The organism is Herbaspirillum sp. AP02, assembly GCF_015767275.1.
GTDB lineage: Bacteria > Pseudomonadota > Gammaproteobacteria > Burkholderiales > Burkholderiaceae_D > Herbaspirillum.
On the sequence record NZ_JADWMY010000001.1, the window covers coordinates 908,872 to 928,936 of the forward strand.

Consider the following 20,065-nt stretch of genomic DNA (forward strand, 5'->3'; position numbering starts at 1 on the left):
ACAAAAATCAGACACTATCTGGCATACTCCGACCCGGCCCGATTGTAGCTTTTAAGCTACAATCAATACATGATTGAACTGCTCCGATATCAACGCGCCGACGGGCATGAACCGGTTTCCGACTGGCTTTCCCGATTGCGGGACGAGAGGGCACAGGCACGTATCCGGATACGATTGCGTCAAGTGCAAGCTGGCAACTTCGGAGACTGTGAATCCGTGGGCGACGGGGTAGCCGAACTACGCATCCATGTTGGAGCAGGTTATCGGGTCTATTTCGGTCGGCATGGAAAATCCGTCGTGATCTTGTTATGTGGCGGCGACAAGCGTTCACAGCAAGCAGACATCAAATTGGCCAGGCAGTACTGGATGGAATGGAAAGGGAGGCAAAAATGAGCAAATTGAAAGCAGCCGTCTCTCATCATGAACGAGAGCTGGCCGAATTGCGCGCTGACCACGCACTGGCCGTCGAATATCTGAAGGCTGCAATGGAATCGCTCGACGATCCGGAAGATCGCGCTGCCGGTCTGCTGGCACTGCGCACGATAGCGGAAGCTTATGGAGGACTTGCTGCGGTAGCGGCTGAAGCCGGCATCAGCCGGGAGTCCCTGTATCGCGCTTTATCGCCGACAGGTAACCCGACGCTTAAGACCCTGCTGGCAGTGCTCAAGACCGTGGGAATGCGGTTGTCTGTCGAGCCGGAGAATCACGCGCACGCATGATGCTTTAGACGTGCAACAGACGCTCTCGGAACACCGGGTCGCTGCTTGCACGATAGGGCTGGCACGGCAGCACTGACGGCCTCATTGGACGGCCTCATTGACGAGGCAATCCGACTGCCGGCAAAGAACTCCGCGGATTGCTCACCATCCGGCGCGGCCGCAGGTGCCGACTGCGTCAAGCGCCCCGCTCTTTCAAGCTCAAGCAATCGCCACCGACACCCGATACAACAACACCCCCAGCAAGCCGAACGCCCCGGCCAGCATGCAATAGGGCGCCCAGCGTCGGGCGCGCATGCCATAGCCGAGCAGGAGCAGCGCGATGCTGATGGCGGGTATCAATGCGGAAGGGCTGGTCAGGTCCATGGTGGTTACTCCCCGGTGAGGTCGGTGTTCGCACGGGCGCCCCGCAGGCGAACGAAAATATCCATCACGCCATCTGGCTGATGGTCTTCCTGAAACGGCCCAGCGCGGCCGTGAACAACAGGGCGCCGATGGCGAAGATGGCCAGCAGTTGCGGCCATACCACCTCCAGCCCGGCACCCCGATACAGAATGGCCTGCCCGGCCGCCACAAAGTGCGTGGTGGGCGCGGCCAGCATGATGTCCTGCACCAGTACCGGCATGCTTTCGCGCGGCGTGGAGCCGCCCGAGAGCAATTGCAGCGGTAGCAGCACCAGCACGGTCAGCATGCCGAACTGCGGCATCGACCGGGCCAGCGTGGCCATGAAGATGCCCATGGAAGTGGTAGCGAAAAGATGCATGACGGTGGCCAGCATGAACAGCGCCACCGAACCCTCGATCGGCACCTGCAGCGCACCGCGCACGATCAGCAGCAAGGAGGCCAGTGCCGCCAGCGCCACCACCAGTCCCATGGACCAGACCTTGGCCAGCATGATCTCGGCAGGCGTGACCGGCATCACCAGCAGGTGTTCGATGGTGCCGTGCTCGCGCTCGCGGATCAGTGCGGCGCCGGTCAGGATGATGGAAAGCATGGTCACGTTGTTGATGATCTCCATGAGCGATCCGAACCAGGACTGCTCCAGGTTGGGATTGAAACGCATACGCATGGCCAGGTTCACCGGCGTGCTGGCGCTGCCCTCGGTGCGGCGCACGAATTGCGTCACCTCGGTGGTGATCATCTGCTGGATATAGCTGTTGCCGGTGAAGGCCTGGCTCATGCGGGTGGCGTCCACATTTAGTTGTACTGCCGGAGCGCGCCCGGCCAGCACGTCGCGCTGGAAGTCGGCGGGAATGTCCAATACGAAGGTGTAGTCGCCGTCGTCCAGGCCGGCGTCGGCCTCTTGCGCCGTGACCAGCCGCGCCACCTTGAAATGCGGCGGATAGAAGGTCGCGGCAATGCGTGCCGACAGCGGCGAGCCGTCGTTATCGACGATGGCGATGGCAGCGTGATGCAGGCTCTCTGGCATGGCAGTGGCGGCCACGTAGATGGACAGCGTAAAGGTGTAGGCGATGAGTACCAGCATGGCAGGATCGCGCAGCAGGCTCCACAGTTCCTTGACGCCGAGGCGATAGATGTTGGCCCAGGAATGGCGCATCTCAACGCTCCTGTTTCTTCAACAGCAGCACCGACAGTCCCAGGATCACGGGTACGGCCAGCGCCAGCGGCCAGAAGGACGAGCCCAGGTCGCCAACGTCGAGCGCCTTGCTGAACACACCGCGACTGATGGTGAGGAAATGCGTGGCCGGATAGACCTGGCCGATCAGGGCGCCCATGCCCTCCAGCGAGGACACCGGGTTCAACAGGCCGGCAAACTGCACGCAGGGAATGATGGTGCCGATCATGGTCACGAACAGCGCCGCGATCTGGCTGTTGGTGAAGGTCGATGCCAGCAGCCCGAAACCGGTGGAGCAGATGATGAACACCAGCGCCGCCAGGGTCAGCGTGAACAGGCTGCCCTTGACCGGCACGCCGAATACCGTCACCGCCAGCAGCGTGAGCATGGCGAAGTTGAGCATGCCCAGCAGCAGGTAGGGCAACTGCTTGCCCAGCAGGAATTCGGTACGGGTGACCGGCGTGACGTAGAGGTTGAGGATGGAGCCCAATTCTTTCTCGCGCACCACCGACAAGGCGGTGAGCATGGCCGGAATCATCATCAGCAGCAACGGAATGATGGCCGGCACCATGGCCGGCAGGCTCTTCACATCCGGGTTGTAGCGATAGCGCGTTTCGATGGTGGCGGGCGTGGTCAGGGTCTGTCCCAGACGGTGCACGGCCATGTCGGCCAGCCACAGTTGATGCATGCCCTGCACATAACCGCGCACGGTCTCGGCGCGTGTGGGCATGGCACCATCCACCCAGGCCCCGACCTCGACCGGCTTACCGCGCCCGATGTCGCGGGCAAAGCCGGGCGGTATCTCGATGGCCAGCGAAATCTCGCCACTGCGCATGCGCCGGTCCAGGTCCTGGTAGTCGCTGATGGGCGCCCTCTCGATGAAGTAGCGCGAGCCCGACAGGTTCAGTGCATAGTTCTGGCTCAGGCCGGTCTGGTCGCGGTCCAGCACGGCATAGGTGAGGTTTTCCACATCGAGGTTGATGCCATAGCCGATGATGAACATCAGGATAGCCGTCCCCAGCAAGGCCAGCGTGGCGCGCACCGGGTCGCGTCGCAGCTCCAGGCTTTCGCGCTGGCTGTAGCTCAGGGCACGGCCCAGGCTGGTGCGCCACCGGCTGCGACGGGATACCACGGACGCCACCGGCTCCACCGCCGGGGGCGGCGTCTGGCGGGCGTCGGTGGCCGGCGCGCTGGCCGTGCCCGCTGCCTCTTCCAGATAGGCGATGAAGGCCTGCTCCAGCGTTGCCGCGCCGCGTTCACGGATAAGGGCATCCGGTGTTGCGCTCACCAGTACCCGACCGGCATGCATGAGCGAGATGCGGTCGCAGCGCTGGGCCTCGTTCATGAAATGGGTGGAGATGAAGATGGTGACCTGATCCTTGCGTGCCAGGTCGATCATCAGTTGCCAGAACAGGTCGCGGGCGATCGGGTCCACGCCGGAAGTCGGTTCATCCAGGATCAGCAACTCCGGCTTGTGCACCATTGCCACGGCCAGCGACAGGCGCTGGCGGATGCCCAGCGGCAGGCTCTCGGGCAGGCTGTCCATCACGTCCAGCAGGCCGAAGCGGGTCGCCATCTCTTCCGTGCGGGCATCGATCTGTGGTTCCGGCATGCGATACAGGCGGGCATGCAGTACCAGGTTCTGGCGCACGCTCAACTCCCCGTACAGCGAAAAGGCCTGCGACATATAGCCCACCCTGGCCCGCGTGGCCATGTCGTGCGGATCGACCTCCTGGCCGAACAACCAGGCCTGGCCTTCGCTGGCCTGCAGCAGACCGGTCAACATCTTCATGGTGGTCGACTTGCCGCAGCCATTGGAGCCGAGGAAGCCGAATATCTCGCCCCGCCGGATGCGGAAATCCACGTGATCCACCGCCACGAAATCGCCGAAGCGCATGGTCAGTCCCTTGGCCTCGATGGCGATGCCGGCGTCGACGCTTTCGTCCAGCGGGGTGACCTGAACGGTCTGGTGCTGGCGCCGCTTTTCTTCCGGCAGCAGACTGATGAAGGCCTCTTCCAGCGCTGCCGTGCCGGTACGGGCGTGCAGCTCGGCCGGGGTGCCGGTGGCCAGCAGCTTGCCGTCGTCCATGGCCACCAGCCAGTCGAAGCGGTCCGCTTCCTCCATGTAGGCAGTGGCGACGATCACGCTCATGCCCGCACGCTCCTGGCGGATATGCGCGATCAGGTCCCAGAACTGCGCCCGTGACAGCGGGTCCACGCCCGTGGTGGGTTCATCCAGGATCAGCAGGTCGGGATCATGGATCAGCGAGCAGCACAGCCCCAGCTTCTGCTTCATCCCCCCGGACAGCTTGCCGGCCGGGCGCGCCAGGAAGGGCGCCAGCCCCGTACCACGAGTGAGTTCATCGATGCGACGACGGCGCTCGGCGCCGTCCTGGCCGAACAGGCGGCCGAAGAATTGCAGGTTTTCTTCCACCGACAGGGTGGGATAGAGATTCTTGCCCAGTCCTTGCGGCATGTAGGCGATGCGCGGGCAGACCTGGCTGCGATGCGCGAGCTTGCGCATGTCACCGCCCAGCACGCTCACCTCGCCCTGCTGCAAGGCGCGGGCGCCGGCCACCAGCGAGAGCAGGCTGGATTTGCCGACGCCGTCCGGGCCGATCAGGCCGACCATGCAGCCGGCCGGAATCTGCAGCGATATCGCATCCAGTGCCAGCGTGCTGCCATAGCGCAGCGACACCCCGTCCAAGCGTGCCACCCACGACCTGTCCGGGGTGGGCGTCATTGCGGGACCTTGGTCACCAGCTGCGGCGGCCACGCCTGGCTCTGGTCAGTGCGTACCCAGGCCACGCCCGGCAGGCCGGTCTTGACCAGCGTCAGGTGTTGCTGCAACAAGGCCGGATCGATCTGCGCCTTGACGCGGAACATCAGCTTCTGCCGCTCGCTGGCCGTCTCCACTGTCTTGGGGGTGAACTGGGCGGTGCTGGCGACGAAGGAAATCCTGGCCGGAATCACGTACTGCGGCGCGGCGTCGAGCACGATGCGGGCCTGCGCCCCCAGTGCCAGCTTGCCGGCCACAGCCTCGGGGACGAAGAAGGTCATGTAGACGTCGCTCAGGTCCACCAGGTTGAGCAGCTTGCCGCCGCCGCCCAGCACCTCGCCTGGCTGGGCGATGCGGTATTGCACGCGCCCAGCGCGAGGTGCGGTGAGCGTGCTGTCGTCGATATCGACCTTGATGCGCTGGACCGTGGCCGCCGCCGCCGTCACCGTCGCCCGGCTGCCACTGACCTGGGTACACGCCGCCACCACGGCAGCCCTGGCTGCCGTCACCTGCGCCTGGGAAGCGGTGACGGCGGCCTCCATGCCGCGCACCCGGGCGCGGTCGTCATCGACTTCCTGCAGCGACGAGGCCCCTTCCTTGACCAGCACCTCGGAGCGCGCCAGGCGGCGCCGCGCCGCGTCCAGTTCACTCCCGCGTTGTGCACTCTGTGCCAGCGCGGCCTGGTAGTCGCTCTCGCGGACCGCCACCTGGGCCTCGGCACTGGCCACGGCCGACAGCGATTGCTGCTGGCGCGCCTGGGCTTCATCACGTTGCGCCTGCAATGACAGGATCTGCATCTGCGCCAGCGGCTGGCCGGCCGAGACGAAATCACCTTCGTTGACCAGGATGGCGTCCACCCTGCCCCCCAGCTTGGTGGCCACATCCACCTCGGTGGCTTCGATGCGGCCATTGCCGCTGGCGAAACCCTCCCCCGGGCCGCTGTGATGCAGGCGCTGCCAGGCATAGGTGGCACCACCGGCGAGGAGGACGATCAGCAGGCCGATGGTCAGCAGGTTTTTCTTGGCGGGAGAAAGCGTCATGATCAGGGTCCGGGACGAAGAGGGGTGGCAGCGCCGGCTTGGCTGGCATCACCGCCCAGGGCCGCATACAGCGCCACGGAGGACGACAGCACAGCGCGCCGGGTCTGCACCAGTTGCTGGCGCGCGCTGAGCAGGTCGCGCTGGGCATCGAGCACATCCAGGAATGGCGCGGCGCCGTTGTCATAGCGCAGTGTGGACAGGCGCGCCCGCTCGGCCTGCACGGTCACGGCGGTCTGGGCGATGGCCAGTTGCCGCGTCAACCACTGGCGGGCGGCCAGGGCATCGGCCACCTCGCGGAAGGCAGCCTGGATGGTCTTTTCATAATTGGCCACCGAGATATCGCGACGGATCTCGGACAGCGCCAGATTGTTGCGCAGACGACCGGCCGTGAAGATCGGCAAGGTGATGCTGGGCGAAAAGCTCCAGGCATGGCTGCCATCGCGAAACAGGCCACTCAATTCAGCACTGGCGCTGCCGACCTGGCCGGTGAGCGAGATCGACGGGAAGAACGCCGCCCGCGCTGCGCCGATATTGGCATTGGCCGCCTGCAGGCGGTATTCGGCAGCAAGCACGTCGGGCCGCCGCGTCAACAACAGCGAAGGCAGGCCCGGCTGCAAAGCGGGGAAGACCGTGTCCAGCACGCTGCGCGCCTGTCCCGGTGCCAGTGCCAGTGGGCTACCCACCAACAGCGTCAAGGCATTCAAGCGCTGGGCGCGCAGTTGCTCCAGTTGTGCGCCCAAGGCCTGGGCCTGGGTCAGCAGGGTTTCGATCTGTGTCAGGTTCAGGCGCGAACTTGCTCCCACTTCCACCCGCCGCGCGTAGATGCGATAGCTCTCCTGGCGGCTGGCAATGGTGTCGCTGGCAATGGCCAGGCGTTCGTCCAGCTCGCCCAGTTCCAGATACGCATCGGCCACTTGCGTGACCAGGCTCAGGGTGGTGGCGCGACGCGTGGCTTCGCTGGCCTGGGCAGTGTGCAGGGCCGCATCATCCAGACTGCGCAGACGGCCCCACAGGTCGATCTCCCAGCTGCTCAGGCCCAGCCCTGCCTGATAGGCGCTACCGACCAGCGGTCGTCCGGTCAGGTTGAGATCGGCCGGGGTACGCGAACGGTCCAGGCCGACCTGTGCGCCGATGGTGGGAAAGAGGTCCGCACGCTGGATGCCATAGAGCGCCATGGCCTCTTCCACCCGCAAGGCGGCCACCCGCAGGTCGCGGTTGTTGGCCAGGGCCAGGCTGATGAGGGTCTGCAGTTGAGGATCACTGAAGGTGGCCCTCCAGTCCAGCGGTGCCGTGGCAGGCACCGTGCTGTCAGGCTGCTGCGGGTAGTGCGAGGCCACCGGCGCGGCGGGCCGCTGGTAGTCCGGCGCGATGGACTGGCAGGCCGCCAGCAAAAATGCCAGCAACAGCGGCAACGCGGCCAGGCGCATTCTGGGAAGGGGCTCGCACATCGTGGGCATCGGCGGAAGCGGAAAATGTGGTGACGAAAGTCTTCGTCTTTTGTGTCCACATTATGAAGTTGCTTACCAAAAACCTGATTGATGTACGTCAGGTTACCGACTGATGAGTCAGTAATATCGAGACCTTGGAGGCAGACGCTGTCCCGCCGCCCTACTGCGCCACGCCGACCTGGTCCACGTAATGGCGTACCTCGGCGGCGACGTCGGTGAAGAGTGCCTGCAGTTCTGCCAGACGCGGCCGGGCGCTGACTGGTGGTTCGGCGCGGGACTGGGTCTCGATGCTCTTGAGCATGTCGGTCAGCACGCCCGCCCCCACCAGGGCGGTCATGCTCTTGAGGCTGTGCGCCTCGCGCTTGACCTGGGCCGCATCGTCGGCGTGGATGGCCTGCTCCAGCCGGGAGAAGGTGGCCGGCGCACTCTGGGCGAAGGTGCCGAACATGTGACGGCAGGCGGCCGCATCGCCCCCCATGGCCTCGAGCAGCGGCTCTGGATTGATGTGCTGGTATCGGTTGTCGTTCACGCGTTTCTCCCCTGAGGCCGACGCAATATACGCAATATATTGCTTCGTTGCCAATTTCTTTTGAGCAGCATCTCCGGGCCGATGGGTACGGGCCGGATCGTGAGCGGGTGCGGCAAACTCACGCAAACTCTTTCGCCGCGCCTGTAACGTAACCAAGCCGGCTACGACAGTCAATCAGAAGTGTTAGGTATAGACGCAAAAAAGCCGCCCGCAATTAGCGGGCGGCATGCTCAATCAGGCTCCCGGATGCGCCCGGCACCCAGGGTGGTGGATGCCGATCAGGCAGCGCGTTCCAGACGCTGGACGTTGTCGCTGCCATCCGCGGCGCCGATCTCGATCTTGCGCGGCTTCAGGGCTTCAGGGATTTCGCGCACCAGCTCGATGTTGAGCAGGCCGTTTTCCAGATTGGCGCCGACTACCTTGATGTGATTGGCCAGTTGGAAACGCTGCTCGAAATCGCGGGCGGCGATGCCGCGGTGCAGGAAGTTGACCTGCTGGTCTTCCTTCTGCTTGCGGCCGGTAATCTTGAGAGTTTCGTTTTCGGTCTCGATGTCGATTTCGCTGCGGGCAAAGCCGGCGACGGCCATCGTGATCCGGTACTTGTCTTCTGCCACCAGTTCGATGTTGTACGGCGGGTAGCTGGGCTGGTCGGTACGCTGGGCGTTGTCGAACATCTGGGCCAGGCGATCGAAACCGATGGCGGTACGGTACAGGGGGGAGAGATCAAAAGTACGCATAAAAATATCCTTTCAGTTAAGCGATGTTTTCGTGGCAGACCTCAACGTCGAGCATCTGCTGGTACCGATCTAGGGATGGCATTTTGGGTTTTCAAGAGATTTTTTTCGAAAAAATACGGGCGCCCCTGTCGCCCGGTTTTCTTCCCGGAAAAGCGGTCTCAGGCTCTTGAAAATTGCCGATCCAGCTCCATCGCGACCCGCTCGCGCTCGCTGCGCACCACCTGTGCGCCCGCTGCCAGTCCCTCCATCACCGTCAGGCGCAGGTCATGCAGGCCGATGGTCCCCAGCGCCACCTTCAGGTAAGGCGTGAGGAAATCCGGCTGGCGCGCCAACGTGCCGGTAAAGCGGCCGCCGGAGACCACGGCCAGGTGCACCGGACGGTCGCGCAACAGGCCGACCTTGCCGTCCGGCGTGATGCCGAAGGTGCGGCGCACCCGCACCACATGGTCGATCCAGGCCTTCAATACGGAGGGGACGGTGTAGTTGTGCATGGGGGTGCCGATGACGACCTGATCGGCGGCCTCCAGCTCGGCAATCAGGAGATCCGACAGGGCCAGTGTCCCCTGCGCGGCACCGGCGTCCTCCACGAAGGCGGGCGAGCCCAGCGCATCGGCATAGGCGCCATCGACGTGACCAATGGCACTGGCATGCAGGTCGCGCACCACGATCTGCGCCTGCGGGTGCAAGGCGCGCAGGCGGGTGACGATCTGCTGCGAGAGCCACCAGGTATTGGATGCCTCCTGGCGCGGCGAGGCAAGCAGATGCAGGATCTTCATGCCGCACCTGCTATGGCCTTGCCGAAACGCAGTGCACCGGTCAGCATGCCCTGGCGGAAGTAGAAGCGCTGCGCCAGCGCGTTGGCCATGCCGGTATCGAGCACCAGTCGCGCACAGCCGGCCTCGGCGGCCACGCCTTCGAGCGCGGTGAGCAGGCGCTCGCCCCAACGCTTGCCGCGTTGCGTGCTGGCGGCCACCAGATCATCGACGTACAGGAAGGGGCCATAGACCAGATTCTCCTGGAAACGGTAACCGGCCAGGGCGACCACCGTACCCTGCTCCCAGGCTGCCAGGATGCGATAGCCCTGCTCGCGGGCGCGCCCGGTGCGCTGCATGAACTCGTCGGCGTCGCGCAGGTGCGGGCGCAGTTCGTGCATCACGGCAAAGCAGGCCAGCCGGTCGGCCTCGGTATCGGCGTAACGCAAGGCGCTGTCGGCGATATGCCAATGGCCAGGAGGGGCAATCTTGGAAGCTTGGTTCATGGGAGAAAGCTCAATGCGATCGAAATGGAAGGAGCTTCATCCTAGCCAGCCGATGGCATAATCGGGAGATCCAAGAAATGACATTTTGACTGGTCCATGATTACACCGTCCTCTGCTCCCCTGATTACCCTCGACAGCGCTGCCGACGAGCCCTACTACCGCCAGATCTACGGGCGCCTGCGCAGCGCGGTGGCGGCGGGAATGCTGCGTCCGGGCGACCGCATTCCCTCGGCACGGGCGCTGGCGGCGGAACTGGGACTGGCGCGTGGCACCGTGGAGACGGCCTATTCGCTATTGGCCGCCGAAGGCTACGTGGAAGCACGCGGACAGGCCGGCACCGTGATCGCTGCCGGACTGCATTCCAGGGTGCCGACAGCAGCCGGCAAGCCCGCCACCATCACCGCCCAGCCAGCGCCTGCCGCAGCGCGCTACCCCACCCACCCGGAAGAGGGCAATGCCGAGTCCCGCGGACCGCGTCCGTTCCAGATGGGCATCCCGGCGCTGGACGCCTTTCCGCGCAAGATCTGGGCGCGCCTGGCGGCTCGCGCCGCGCGTGCCACGCAAGCGGTGGACATGCTCTACCCGTCTCCCGCCGGGCTGATGGCCTTGCGCGTGGAGATCGCGCGTTATCTGCAGCTGTCACGGGGGCTGGACTGCCGGCCGGAACAGGTCTTCATCACCTCCGGGTATCGCGACAGCCTCAACCTGATCACGCGTACCCTGCTCAAACCCGGCGACAAGGTCTGGGTGGAAGACCCCGGCTATGCGCCCACCGGCGCCCTGCTGCGCGCAGCCGGCATGCAGCTGGTGGGGGTGCCGGTCGATGCCGAGGGCATGCAGGTGGAACACGGGCTGCAGCATGCCGCACGCGCACGGGCGGCGGTGGTCACGCCGGCGCACCAGAGCCCCACCTGCGTGGCCCTGTCGCTGCCGCGGCGGCTGGCGCTGCTGGAATGGGCGGCACGGCAGCAGGCCTGGATCGTGGAAGACGACTACGATGGCGAATACCGCTACGTCAGCCGCCCCCTGCCCGCCCTCAAGAGCCTGGACCGGGATGACCGCGTGCTCTATGCCGGCACCTTCAGCAAGGTGCTGTTCCCGGCCATCCGGCTGGCCTATCTGGTGGTGCCGCGTTCCCAGGTACAGCGTTTCGAAGACAGTGCCCGGCTGTTTTCCGGGGGCGCGCCGGCACTGACACAGCATATCGTGGCCGACTTCATGGGCGAGGGGCATTTCGCCCGCCACATCCAGCGCATGCGGCGCCTGTACGCACAGCGCCGGATCCTGACCATCGCCGGCCTGGAGGCGGTATTGAAGGCCCACGTCCGCATCGACTCACCGCCTGGCGGCATGCATCTGCTGCTGCGCCTGCAGGGCCGCCGCTCGGACCGGGTGCTGGCCGAGAAGATGCGCCAGCACGGCATGTTCAGCCGCGCCCTGTCGGAATGCCTGCTGACGCCGCGCCCCGGGATGGCACCGATGATCATGCTCAGCTTCACCAATATCGACAGCCGGCGCCAGGCCGGTGAGCTGGGGCGACGCATCCTGGCGCTGCTGGGACCTTCCTGACATGGCCTAGTCCGATTCCTCATTCTTGGCACTTATCGACTGGGCCATGGGCGCGCATGATGGCGCCTCGTTTCCATCCACCCCAGGAGCCTTGTCGCCATGTCAAACCGTATCGATCTCTACCAGAACGCCACCGCCGCCTACGACGGCCTGCTGGCCGTGAACCGTCATCTCAAGCAATGCAGCCTGCCGGCCGATCTGGTGGAACTGGTGTTTCTGCGGGTGTCGCTGATCAACGGCTGTGCCTATTGCATCGACAAGCATTCGCGCGACCTGCTCAAGAGCGGCATGACCATCGACAAGCTGGTGCTGGTCCCGGTCTGGCACGAGGCCGGCAGCCTCTTCACACCCCGCGAGCAGGCTGCGCTGGCCTGGGCCGAAGTGGTGACGCGCATCGATGAAACGGCGGCGCCGGATGCCGATTACCAGGCGGTGATCCAGCACTTCACGCCCGAGGAGTACAGCGAACTGACGGTCGCCATTGCCCTGATGAATGCCATGAACCGCCTGGCCATCCCGGGCCGCATGCGGCCACAGGCGGCGCGCGCCTGATGGAGGGCGACTCCGGGCTCAGGCTGACTTCAGTGCGGCCACCAGCGTGCGCAATGCCGCCTGCGCCCGGGTCTCCTTGAGGCGGGAATGCAGCATCACCTGGGCCAGCGGCAAGCTGGGCAGGCCCAGCCGTTGGCCCACCTCCACCGCCCCCGGCGGTGCGCTGCGATGAAGCAGCGCCGACACCGCCAGGCCCGCGCTGACCGCCGCGCCGACCGCCAGGATGCCGCCGCCGACGAAGACCTCGACCCAGGCGATACCGGCTTCATCGAGTCGGCGCAGCGACATTTCACGGATGCGGCAGGTAGAGGAAAAAGTCGCTACCCGCAAGGCAGACCCGACCCGGCATTGCGCCTCGGGATGGGCGAACCAGCCGATCGGTTCCTGCATGATCAGTTCACCGCCCTGGTCCTGCGGCTCGCGGCGCACGATGACGGCGTCCAGTTCGCCGCGTTCATAGAGCGGCATGAGGTCGTGCGACGAGCCCACCCGCACTTCCACCATCACGCCGGCATCATGGGCATGCAGCTGCGCCAGAGCGCGTGGCAGGCCGGCACCGGCCACGTGATCACTGATTCCCACCGAAAAGCGCACCAGCCCCTGGTCCAGTCGGCCCAGGGCACGTTCGTGCGCGGCCAGCAATTCGCGGGCGGCCGGCAGGAATTGCTGGCCCTCCGCAGACAGGCGTACCAGGCGCGGGGTGCGTTCCAGCAGGCGACGCCCCAGGCGCTGCTCCAGTTTCTTGAGCTTGAGACTGACTGCGGACTGCGTGCTGTCCAGCGCCTCGGCGGCGCGGGTGAAGCTTTGCAGGTCGGCCGCCAGCACGAAGGCTTGTACGGCATCCAGTTCCAGGGGGCGGTCCATGGGGTGGGCTCCAGGCGTCTGATAGCGGATTGGATTTCTCAATGATTCGAATTTCAAATCACTGAAATAACCAATGAGCAGTTTTTTAAATGATTAAAGGAGCTTAGCATGCACTGCATGGTTCGCACACGAGCAGGCCTGCTCAAGCGACCCACGGCTTTTCAAGCACTTCCCCCCTGATCTCAAGGAGAACACCATGCCCCTGGTCCGCCTATCCCTGCTGCGCGGCAAGCCCCGCGCCTACCGTGATGCCATCGTCGACAACGTCTACCAGGCCATGCACGAGAGTTTCAACGTCCCCAAGGACGATCTCTTCATGATCGTGAGCCAGCACGATCCCGAGGACCTGATCTTCGACCGCCGCTACATGGGAATGGAGCGCTCGGATGACTTCGTGGTCATCCAGCTGTCGGTCAGCAATACCCGCAACCAGGACCAGAAGAATGCGCTCTTTGCGCGCATCGTCGAGCGCTTGCAGGCCAATCCCGGCATCCATCCTGACGATGTGCTGATCCATCTGCTTGAAGGTGACAAGGGCAACTGGTCCTTCGGACGCGGGCTGGCGCAGTACGTGCTCTGAGACAGCGCACCTGGCAATGGGGCGCAAGACATGCGCGTCCCCTGCGCCCTGCGCCGGCTGCTGCTAGGATGTCGTTCCTCCCAGCCAATGCGCGGCCAACCGCCGCGCCTCTCACATGCCCCCTGCGACATCCTGCCGCCATCCGCTTCTGCGCCGTTTCTTCGGCTGTACCGCCGCGCTGCTGCTGGCGGCGGGGCTGACGGCCTGTTCCTCCTCCAGCAAGTACTACGACCCTGGCAAGTCCAATCGCACCGAGACCGGTTTCCGCAACAACTACCCGCAGCCGGAGCGTGCCTCCGTCCTGAAGTGGCAATGGGAACGCCTGACCCAGGGCTTGCCCAAGCCGCCCGCCAACGACTACCGCTTCCCGGTACTCAAGCCTGACCTGGGGTGGCTCAAGGCCAACCACGACATGCCCAGTGTGACCTGGATCGGCCATGCCACGGCGCTACTGCAACTGGGCGGCAAGAATGTGCTGACCGACCCGATGTTTTCGGAGCGGGCCTCACCCTTTTCCTTCATCGGGCCACGCCGCAAGGTGCCACTGCCGGTGCAGATCGCCGAGCTGCCGCATATCGACCTGGTGGTGATCTCGCACAACCACTACGACCACCTGGACCGCGCCAGCGTGGAACAGCTGAACCGGCAGGAAGGTGGACCGCCGCTGTTCCTGGTGCCGCTGGGATTACGCGACTGGTTCGTGGCGCTGGGCATCGACAACGTGCGGGAAATGGACTGGTGGGACAAGACCTCCCTGGACAGGCTGGACATCACTTTCGTACCCGCCACCCACTGGTCGGCGCGCAGCCTGTTCGACCGTTCCGAGACGCTATGGGGTGGCTGGGTGCTGCAGGCCACCGCACCGGCCCAGGCTGACCGCGGTGCTCCGTTCACGGTGTATTTCGCGGGTGACACGGGGTATTCGAAGGACTTCCAGGACATCGGCGCACGCTTCCCTCATGTCGACCTGGCGCTGATCCCCATCGGGGCCTACGCGCCGCGCTGGTTCATGCAGGGCCAGCACGTGGACCCGGCACAGGCGGTGCAGATCCACCGTGACGTGCACGCCACACGCTCCATCGGTATCCACTGGGGGACCTTCGAACTGGCCGATGAGCCGCTGGACGAACCACCGCAGGCGCTGGCCAAGGCCATGCAGCAGGCCACTCTGCCGCCGGAGCAGTTCGTCACGCTCAAGCATGGAGAGACGCTGAAGCTTGAGCGCTAAGCCCTTCAGATGAAAAATGCCCGCCCTGTTTCGAGGGCGGGCATCTGGACGCACAACGATACGCTGGGAACGGCTAGTCCACGATGAACAACTTCGCCCCGACCGAGGTGGACGAGCGATGCGGTTCCGCATCATCGGCGACCTGGTAACTCATGCCAGGCTTGAGTACGAAGCTGCGCCCGTCTTCCAGCTCGGTGTGCAGTTCACCCTCCAGACAGAGCAGGATATGCCCCTTCACACACCAGTGATCGGCCAGGTAGCCGGCGGTGTACTCGACCATGCGCACGCGCAGGTCACCGAAGCGGCAGGTGCGCCACCAGGCCGTGCCGGTGACGCCGGGATGCTCGGTGGCCGCGATCTGGCTCCAGTCGGTGGTGCCGAAGGACAGGTCGGATATCTTCATGCGCGCCTGTCCGGCCTGCTTACAGCTTGGAAGCGATCAGCTTGCCCAGGCGCTCCACGCCGGCGCGGATCTGTTCCGGCGGCACGGTCACGAAAGACAGGCGCAGGGTGTTCTTCTGCGGCACGTTGGCGTAGAACGGCGCACCCGGGACGAAGGCGACCTTCTCCTGCTCCACCGCTTCGTTCAACAGCGCGCCGGCGTCGAGGTGCTCGGGCAGCGTGACCCAGATGAACATGCCACCTTCCGGCTTGCTCCAGGAGCAGCTGGCCGGGAAATACTGCTGCAGCGCGTCCAGCATGGCCTGGCACTGGTCGCCGTAGAGCTGGCGGATGGTCGGCACGTGCTGGTCCAGGAAGCCGTCCTTGATGGCCTCGTACACCACCATCTGCGTCAGTTGCGCAGTGTGCAGGTCGGTGGCCTGCTTGGCCTGTTCCATCTTCAGGATCAGCGGACGCGGTGCCACCACGTAGCCCAGGCGGATGCCGGGGGTCAAGACCTTGGAGAAGGAACCCATGTAGATCACGCCGGCCGGGTTCATCGACAGCATCTTGGGCAGCGGGGCGTTGCGATAGCTCAGGGCGCCGTACGGATCATCCTCGATCAGGGGCAGGCCCAGGCGGGCGCAGGTTTCCACCAGTTTCATGCGGCGCTCGGTAGGCAAGGTGCGGCCGGTCGGATTCTGGAAGTTGGGCAGCGAATACAGCATGCGTGCGCCACCGGCGATGGCTTCGATGGTCTCGGGCTGCAGGCCGAATTCGTCACTGGGGACCGATTCGAACTGGGCACCATACAGCGCGAAGGCTTGCAGCGCGCCCAGGTAGCTGGGGGTCTCGACCAGCACCTTGCTGCCTTCGTCGATGAGCACCTTGCCCAGCAGGTCCAGGCCTTGCTGCGAACCGGACACCATCAGCACCTGGTCAGGCGTGATCTGGGCGCCGTCGGAAGACAGCGACGCGGCGATCCATTCACGCAGCGGCAGGTAGCCGTCGGTGGGGCCGTATTGCAGGGCGGTCTTGCCCTGTTGCGTGAGCACGCGGTCGAAGGCGACCTTCATGTGCTCCACCGGGAAGGTCAGCGGCGACGGCAGGCCTCCGGCGAAGGAGGTGATGTCGGGACGCATGGTCACCTTCAGGATTTCGCGGATGGCCGAGCTCTTCATGGCTTCGGCGCGCTGGGAAAACTGCCATTGCAGTGCTGCAGGATTTTCGAGTTTCATACGGTACCGTGTTCTGTGTCTGTGTGGTTCAGGGTGATTCGGAGTGAATCAGGCCGCGCGCCTCTGCGGATGCTGCGGCCGTGCTGGTCGCTCGATCGATCGGTAGATCAGCCGATCTCGGCGATCATCTCGATCTCGACGCAGGCGCCCATGGGCAGTTGCGCCACGCCAAAGGCGGAACGGGCATGCTTGCCGGTCTCGCCGAAGACTTCGCCGATCAGTTCCGAGGCGCCGTTGGTCACCAGGTGGTGTTCGGTGAATTCGCCAGTAGAGTTGACCAGGCTCATCAGCTTGACGATGCGCTTGACGCGGGTCAGGTCGCCGCCACAGGCCGCCTGCAAGGTCGCGATCAGGTCGATGGCCACGCCGCGCGCGGCCAGCTTGGCGTCGTCGGTGCCGATGTCGCGTCCCAGCTGGCCGACCCATACCTTGCCATCCTTCTTGGCCAGGTGGCCGGAGAGGAAGACGGTATTGCCGGTTTGTGCATACATCACATAGGCTGCTGCCGGGGCGGCCACGGCGGGCAGTTCGATGTTCAATGCTTTCAGCTTTTCATAGACGGACATGCGGTACTCCCTGTTGGACAGCGCCCGCGCGGCTGAGGCCGCAGGCGCTGCGCGTTAAGAAAAATAAGTCGACGATTATCTCAAAATTCCGAGGTTTTAGCCCGGTACAGTCTGAACTATTTCGGCTCGCAAACCCGGCCACAGCCGCGCCCGCCACGCCGTTCAGCGGCGTACGGCCATGCGCCTGCCGATGGCCACCACCACGATCACCGCCAGCGCGAAGAGCATATTGCTCGCATCCAGGGCTTCATTGGCGATCACGGCGGCCCCCAGCAGGCTCATGAAAGGTTGCAACAATTGCACCTGACCGACACGGGCGATGCCGCCCAGGGCCAGCCCCTTGTACCAGAAGAAAAAGCCAATGAACATCGAGAACAGCGACACATAGGCAAAGGCCAGCCAGGCCGGGGCCGAGGCGGTGATGCCATATTGCCAGCCCAGCCACAGCGACACCGGCAGCATCACCGGCAAGGCCACCACCAGCGCCCAGGCGATCACGTTCTGGCCGCCCATGGTCTGTGCCAGCCGGCCGCCCTCGGCATAGCCCATGGCCGCCGCCATCACGGCCGCAAAGAGGGCAAAGTCGGCCAGGTGGAAACTGCCACCGCCTTCGTGCAAGGCAAACCCGATCACGATGCCCGAGCCCACCAGCGCCGCCAGCCAGAAGCCGGTCGAAGGCCGCTCACCGAAACGCAGCGCCCCGAACAGCGCGGTCGCCAGCGGCAGCAGGCCGACCACCACGGCACCGTGCGCAGCCGGCACATAGCGCATGGCGATCGAGGAAAACAGCGGGAAACCCACCACCACGCCCAGTGCCGTGATCACCAGGGCGCGCAGTTGCGCAGCCGTGGGACGCGGCGCCTTGATCCAGAGCAGCAACACCAGTGCGCATACGCCGGCCACCACCGCGCGGCCGAAGGCGACGAAGGCCGGATTGAGCTCGGCCACGGCGATACGGGTAAAGGGCAGCGTGAGACTGAAGATCGCCACCCCGATCAGGCCCAGCCACATGCCACGACTTTCGTGGCGGGCCGGGACACCGGTCGATGGACTGCCCAGAACGGATTTGCTGCCTGTCTGCATGAAATGCCCCTGTCCGCGTACGCTGTTGTCTTATTGATATAAAAGATGACCTGCGCCCTGCCCTTTCGTTGACGCCCCTGGCAGCCGCAACCTATCGCCGCATTACAGCCAGATCGCCAGCGCCGAATAGAGGGTCAGCACCACCATGGTCGTGGCAAAGCCGATGCGCCACAGCGGGCGCTCCAGATAGCGCCGCAATACCGCTCCGGCACCGGCCCAGACCGACACGCAAGGCAGGTTGATGGCGCAGAACACCAGGCAGTAGATCAGGATTGCCAGCCATCCGGCATGCTTATGCAGCAACGGCATGAAGGCCGACGCACCGGTGATGGCCATTACCCAGGCCTTGGGATTGGCGAACTGGAACATCGCCGCCGCACCGAAGGACATCGGCTGCAGCGCCCGTTCCCCCGTGCCGGCCACGCCCATGCGGCGCAATTGCCAGGCCAGGTACAGCAGATAGGCGCAGCCAGCCGCCTTGAGCAGCAGCACCACCTGCGGCAGCGCCACCACCAGTTCCCCTATACCGAAGGCGCATACCGCCAGCAGGACGCCGAAGCCGAAGGTGATGCCCAGCATATGCGGCACCGAGCGGCGAAAGCCGAACCAGATCCCTGACGAGGTCAGCATGATGTTGTTGGGCCCCGGCGTGATCGAGGAGACGAAGGCAAACGACACCAGCGGTAGCAAAGCCTCGATCATGCCGACCTCCGCTGCGCAAGCTGGCCTTCATGCGGTTGAGCATGCCCATGCACCAGCGACACCACCCGCGCCGGGGCCAGCAGGGCATCGGCCACGGCACTGTCACGGGCCAGCACGCGGGCGAAGACGTCGTGATCGACATTGCCGCCGGAGAGCGTGATGCCGATCTTCTTGCCCGGCAAGCGCGTGCGCAGTTGCATGGCTGCCGCCAGGGCACAGGCACCGGCCCCTTCGGCGACGTTGTGGGTGGCGATGAAGGCCAGCTTCATGGCGTCCATGACGTCATCGTCGGTGACGGCGACGACCTCGTCCACTTCGGACAGCATCACTTCCAGCGAGGCCTGATCGGGGACGCGACAGGCCACCCCATCGGCGATACAGGTACTGACCGGTGCCTCGATCTTGCGACCAGCCTCGAAGGACAACTTGTAGGCCAGCGCATGGGCCGACACCACGCCGATCACCCGGGTCTTCAGGCCCAGCGCATTGCGCGCCGCTACCGCGCCGCACATGCCGGAGCCCTGGCCGATCGGCACCAGCACCAGGTCCAGTTCGGGCTGGGCGGCGAACAGTTCCATCCAGTAGGTCGAGACGCCCGCCACCAGGTCGCGGTGGAAGGACGGAATCATGTGCAACTGCTGCTGTTGCGCCAGTTGCTGGGCGTATTCGCGGCTGTCCTGGAATTCGCGGCCGTGTTCGATCAGATCCACGCCCAGGGCGCGCATGGCGGCATTCTTTTCGCGGCTGTTGCCTTCGGGCACGACGATGGTGGCGGGAATGCCGAAACGCCGCGCTGACAGGCCCACCGACTGGCCATGATTGCCGCGGGTGGCCGAGATCACGCCGGACAGTTGTGGCTGCTGCCGGGCCAGGTGATGCAGATAGACCATGCCACCGCGCACCTTGAAGGCCCCCGTGGGCGCATGGTTCTCGTGCTTGACCCAGACCTCCGCGCCCAGTGCCTGGTTCAGCAGCGGCCAGGACAGTTGCGGTGTCGGCGCCATGCCAGCGTAGACGATACCGGCGGCCTGTTCGATCTCGGTCAGGCTGGGCAACAGGCGGTGGATGGCGGAAGTGGCTTGGGTCATGAAGGTTCTCCTATCGGAATGCAGGTTGCGGGCGCTGCCGGGATGGTCTGGATCGGCTTGCTTGCCCCGGCGATACGCTTGCTCTTGTATTGGAAGTCATCCTAGCCGACAATACCGATACAGTACCTGTA

The 20,065-nt window shown here is 64.8% G+C and carries 22 protein-coding genes; 6 read left to right on the forward strand and 16 right to left on the reverse strand.

Going from position 1 to position 20,065, the window contains the following annotated elements; translation table 11 throughout:
* Positions 1-69 precede the first annotated feature (69 nt).
* Complete coding sequence (locus I5R65_RS04085) at positions 70-393, forward strand: type II toxin-antitoxin system RelE/ParE family toxin (RefSeq protein ID WP_180667557.1); 324 nt, start codon at positions 70-72, stop codon at positions 391-393.
* Positions 390-719, forward strand: a complete 330-nt coding sequence (locus I5R65_RS04090; protein ID WP_180667556.1) for an addiction module antidote protein — start codon at positions 390-392, stop codon at positions 717-719. The genes I5R65_RS04085 and I5R65_RS04090 overlap by 4 nt, the downstream gene beginning before the upstream one ends.
* Positions 720-917: 198 nt before the next feature.
* Here the strand turns inward: I5R65_RS04090 and I5R65_RS04095 are convergent, their stop codons facing one another.
* The 9 genes from I5R65_RS04095 to I5R65_RS04135 form a co-directional block, all read right to left on the reverse strand.
* The gene (locus I5R65_RS04095) at positions 918-1,082 is read right to left on the reverse strand and encodes a hypothetical protein (protein WP_180667554.1); all 165 of its coding nucleotides are present in this window, start codon (positions 1,080-1,082) and stop codon (positions 918-920) included.
* Between the two features lie 64 nt (positions 1,083-1,146).
* Positions 1,147-2,274 carry an ABC transporter permease gene (locus I5R65_RS04100; RefSeq protein ID WP_180667553.1) on the reverse strand — a complete coding sequence of 376 codons (1,128 nt, stop codon included), beginning with the start codon at positions 2,272-2,274 and terminating at the stop codon, positions 1,147-1,149.
* A 1-nt stretch (position 2,275) separates the two neighbouring features.
* Complete coding sequence (gene rbbA, locus I5R65_RS04105) at positions 2,276-5,035, reverse strand: ribosome-associated ATPase/putative transporter RbbA (protein WP_180667551.1); 2,760 nt, start codon at positions 5,033-5,035, stop codon at positions 2,276-2,278.
* Entirely contained in the window at positions 5,032-6,111 is a 1,080-nt protein-coding gene (locus tag I5R65_RS04110; protein ID WP_180667549.1) for an HlyD family secretion protein, read from the reverse strand. Before I5R65_RS04110 ends, rbbA begins: the two co-directional genes overlap by 4 nt.
* Positions 6,112-6,113: 2 nt before the next feature.
* Complete coding sequence (locus I5R65_RS04115) at positions 6,114-7,559, reverse strand: efflux transporter outer membrane subunit (protein WP_180667547.1); 1,446 nt, start codon at positions 7,557-7,559, stop codon at positions 6,114-6,116.
* A 160-nt stretch (positions 7,560-7,719) separates the two neighbouring features.
* Positions 7,720-8,088, reverse strand: coding sequence for an Hpt domain-containing protein (locus tag I5R65_RS04120; RefSeq protein WP_180667545.1), 369 nt, complete (start codon positions 8,086-8,088; stop codon positions 7,720-7,722).
* A 278-nt stretch (positions 8,089-8,366) separates the two neighbouring features.
* On the reverse strand, positions 8,367-8,825 hold the full coding sequence (locus I5R65_RS04125) for an Hsp20 family protein (RefSeq protein ID WP_180667543.1): 459 nt from the start codon (positions 8,823-8,825) through the stop codon (positions 8,367-8,369).
* A 158-nt stretch (positions 8,826-8,983) separates the two neighbouring features.
* Positions 8,984-9,601 (reverse strand): FMN-dependent NADH-azoreductase, encoded by a 618-nt coding sequence (locus I5R65_RS04130; protein ID WP_180667542.1) that lies wholly within the window; start codon positions 9,599-9,601, stop codon positions 8,984-8,986.
* Positions 9,598-10,083: a GNAT family N-acetyltransferase gene (locus I5R65_RS04135; RefSeq protein ID WP_180667540.1), complete on the reverse strand. Its 486-nt coding sequence runs from the start codon at positions 10,081-10,083 to the stop codon at positions 9,598-9,600. Before I5R65_RS04135 ends, I5R65_RS04130 begins: the two co-directional genes overlap by 4 nt.
* Positions 10,084-10,179: 96 nt before the next feature.
* Between I5R65_RS04135 and I5R65_RS04140 the strand changes: the two genes are divergently transcribed.
* Together I5R65_RS04140 and I5R65_RS04145 are read left to right on the forward strand one after the other, a co-directional pair.
* The gene (locus I5R65_RS04140; RefSeq protein WP_180667538.1) at positions 10,180-11,652 is read left to right on the forward strand and encodes a PLP-dependent aminotransferase family protein; all 1,473 of its coding nucleotides are present in this window, start codon (positions 10,180-10,182) and stop codon (positions 11,650-11,652) included.
* A gap of 99 nt (positions 11,653-11,751) precedes the next feature.
* The gene (locus I5R65_RS04145; protein WP_180667537.1) at positions 11,752-12,204 is read left to right on the forward strand and encodes a carboxymuconolactone decarboxylase family protein; all 453 of its coding nucleotides are present in this window, start codon (positions 11,752-11,754) and stop codon (positions 12,202-12,204) included.
* A gap of 18 nt (positions 12,205-12,222) precedes the next feature.
* Here the strand turns inward: I5R65_RS04145 and I5R65_RS04150 are convergent, their stop codons facing one another.
* Positions 12,223-13,068 (reverse strand): LysR family transcriptional regulator, encoded by an 846-nt coding sequence (locus tag I5R65_RS04150; protein WP_180667535.1) that lies wholly within the window; start codon positions 13,066-13,068, stop codon positions 12,223-12,225.
* A gap of 196 nt (positions 13,069-13,264) precedes the next feature.
* Between I5R65_RS04150 and I5R65_RS04155 the strand changes: the two genes are divergently transcribed.
* Together I5R65_RS04155 and I5R65_RS04160 are read left to right on the forward strand one after the other, a co-directional pair.
* Positions 13,265-13,648 (forward strand): tautomerase family protein, encoded by a 384-nt coding sequence (locus I5R65_RS04155; protein WP_180667534.1) that lies wholly within the window; start codon positions 13,265-13,267, stop codon positions 13,646-13,648.
* Positions 13,649-13,763: 115 nt separating this feature from the next.
* A complete protein-coding gene (locus tag I5R65_RS04160) occupies positions 13,764-14,876 on the forward strand; it encodes an MBL fold metallo-hydrolase (protein WP_231395047.1) in 1,113 nt (370 codons plus the stop codon).
* 73 nt (positions 14,877-14,949) lie between these two features.
* Here I5R65_RS04160 and I5R65_RS04165 read toward each other — a convergent pair whose 3' ends face one another.
* The 6 genes from I5R65_RS04165 to I5R65_RS04190 form a co-directional block, all read right to left on the reverse strand.
* A complete protein-coding gene (locus tag I5R65_RS04165) occupies positions 14,950-15,279 on the reverse strand; it encodes a DHCW motif cupin fold protein (protein ID WP_180667532.1) in 330 nt (109 codons plus the stop codon).
* 19 nt (positions 15,280-15,298) lie between these two features.
* Entirely contained in the window at positions 15,299-16,495 is a 1,197-nt protein-coding gene (locus I5R65_RS04170; protein WP_180667531.1) for a PLP-dependent aminotransferase family protein, read from the reverse strand.
* A gap of 107 nt (positions 16,496-16,602) precedes the next feature.
* Positions 16,603-17,061, reverse strand: a complete 459-nt coding sequence (locus I5R65_RS04175) for a RidA family protein (protein ID WP_180667530.1) — start codon at positions 17,059-17,061, stop codon at positions 16,603-16,605.
* Between the two features lie 162 nt (positions 17,062-17,223).
* Entirely contained in the window at positions 17,224-18,144 is a 921-nt protein-coding gene (locus tag I5R65_RS04180) for a DMT family transporter (protein WP_180667529.1), read from the reverse strand.
* Between the two features lie 102 nt (positions 18,145-18,246).
* Entirely contained in the window at positions 18,247-18,846 is a 600-nt protein-coding gene (locus tag I5R65_RS04185; protein ID WP_180667528.1) for a LysE family translocator, read from the reverse strand.
* Positions 18,843-19,934 (reverse strand): threonine dehydratase, encoded by a 1,092-nt coding sequence (locus tag I5R65_RS04190; protein ID WP_180667526.1) that lies wholly within the window; start codon positions 19,932-19,934, stop codon positions 18,843-18,845. The genes I5R65_RS04185 and I5R65_RS04190 overlap by 4 nt, the downstream gene beginning before the upstream one ends.
* Positions 19,935-20,065: the final 131 nt, after the last annotated feature.